Source organism: Kluyvera intermedia (assembly GCF_021440345.1).
Lineage (GTDB): Bacteria > Pseudomonadota > Gammaproteobacteria > Enterobacterales > Enterobacteriaceae > Kluyvera > Kluyvera intermedia_A.
The window spans coordinates 1-1652 of the sequence record NZ_JAKCNS010000111.1 but is presented as its reverse complement, the minus strand read 5'-3'; the positions used below and the strand labels follow the sequence as shown (position 1 = coordinate 1652).

3 protein-coding genes are annotated in these 1652 nt (G+C 44.8%); all 3 read left to right on the top strand.

The window, feature by feature from the left end; translation table 11 throughout:
• The first annotated feature begins 63 nt into the window (after positions 1-63).
• Positions 64-594, top strand: coding sequence for a fimbrial protein (locus LZ634_RS21210; RefSeq protein ID WP_234508739.1), 531 nt, complete (start codon positions 64-66; stop codon positions 592-594).
• A 58-nt stretch (positions 595-652) separates the two neighbouring features.
• A complete protein-coding gene (locus LZ634_RS21205; protein WP_234508738.1) occupies positions 653-1336 on the top strand; it encodes a molecular chaperone in 684 nt (227 codons plus the stop codon).
• 17 nt (positions 1337-1353) lie between these two features.
• Positions 1354-1652, top strand: a 299-nt coding sequence (locus LZ634_RS21200; RefSeq protein ID WP_234508737.1) for a FimD/PapC N-terminal domain-containing protein, incomplete at its 3' end; no start/stop codon positions are given.

Here is a 1652-nt window from a genome sequence, read left to right as displayed (position 1 = left end):
TGACATACAAATATATATTTGTATAGAATAAATCGTGCAGTGATATCAATTAAGGAACATTAAATGAAAAAAAATATAATTGCGATTGCTCTGGCTGCAACCGCAGTATTGTCTGTGTCAAACGTATTTGCAGCTTCAGGTGTGGTGAAATTCTCTGGAAGTATTCTGGAAGACGCTTGTACTCCAACCATTACAGCGCCAAATGGTACTGTTGATTTAGGCGAACATGCGAAAACTGATTTCAAAGCGGCAAATGATACGACATCTCCTGTGCCATTCACGATCAAGCTTGATGGCTGCCCGGCTGCAGTGACCTCTGCCACCGTGATGTTTGAAGGTGAATCAGATGCCACCAATAAAGCCCTGCTGGCGATTACCGCCGAAACCGGCAGTGCAACAGGGGTAGGCATTAATATGATGACGGCTGATAAAGCCGATTTACCTTTGGGTGGAACAAACAGCTACAAATACACGCTGGCAGCAACCCCTGCGTCAAACGATCTGGTTTTTTATGCTCAATATAAAGCCACTACCGCAACCGTAAAAGGCGGCCCAGCTAACTCCAGCGCGAACTTTACCGTGGATTATAACTGATTCCCCTTACGGGAATCTTGTGGGGTCGAGCATCGGCCCCTCTTTTATCGAGGTATCAATGAATTTTCTCAGTAAGACACTATTTGCCGGAATGACCGTTTTTGCAGTTTTCAATGTTGCTAACGCGGGGGTAGTAGTGGGTGGAACCCGGGTAATTTATGATGGCAATAAAAAAGAATCTTCCGTCGCTGTAACCAACCCCGACCCCACACCTTATTTGATTCAATCGTGGATTGATACACAACACAAGGATAATGATGCGGGGAACATCCCGTTTATTATTACCCCGCCACTTTATCGCCTGGAAGGCGGCCAGAAAAATGTCGAACGTATTGTTCTGACGGGGGCACTTCCGGAGAATAAAGAATCACTTTACTGGTTGAACATTAAAGCAATCCCTTCAGCGAAGCGTACAGATAACTCTCTGCAAATAGCGATTAAAACACGGATTAAATTAATCTACCGCCCAGCGGCTTTGAAAGATGTCTCTCTCGATACAGAAGCAGAGAAACTCACGTGGCGGAAATCTGGCGATCAAATTCAGGTGAGTAATCCGGGTAATTATGTCTTGAGCTTTAGTGAAATTCTGGTCAACGACATCAGAGTAGACAGCGCGACGTATGTATTACCAAACTCGACGGCCAGTTTTCCATTACCCAGCCACAGCAGCGGTGGTTCAGTAACATTTAAAATCATTAATGACTATGGCGGTGTTGGCGATACACATCGCACAAACATTTAATCCCCCAATTATCCGTGATGGATTTTGTGCGCATAGAGAGCGATGAAATTTTGAATTATATGAATCCAATTGCTCCACTTAAACCAACGCGGCTAGCTTCTTTTGTTTTCTGTACGCTGGCAATCATTTCTCACACCGCGATTGCTCGTGATTATTTCGATCCAACGCTTATCGAATTGGATGATCCCGGTATGAAAGGTGCCGATCTCTCATCCTTTGAAACCGGTGCCCAAATGCCCGGGACCTATCGTGTGGATGTTGTGCTTGACGATCAATACATCGATTCACTCGATATTCCGGTAATGACTCCAACTTA

Coding starts and splice junctions, on each gene's coding strand:
- LZ634_RS21210 (WP_234508739.1), top strand. CDS start 64: ATGAAAAAAAATATAATTGCGATTGCTCTGGCTGCAACCGCAGTATTG.
- LZ634_RS21205 (WP_234508738.1), top strand. CDS start 653: ATGAATTTTCTCAGTAAGACACTATTTGCCGGAATGACCGTTTTTGCA.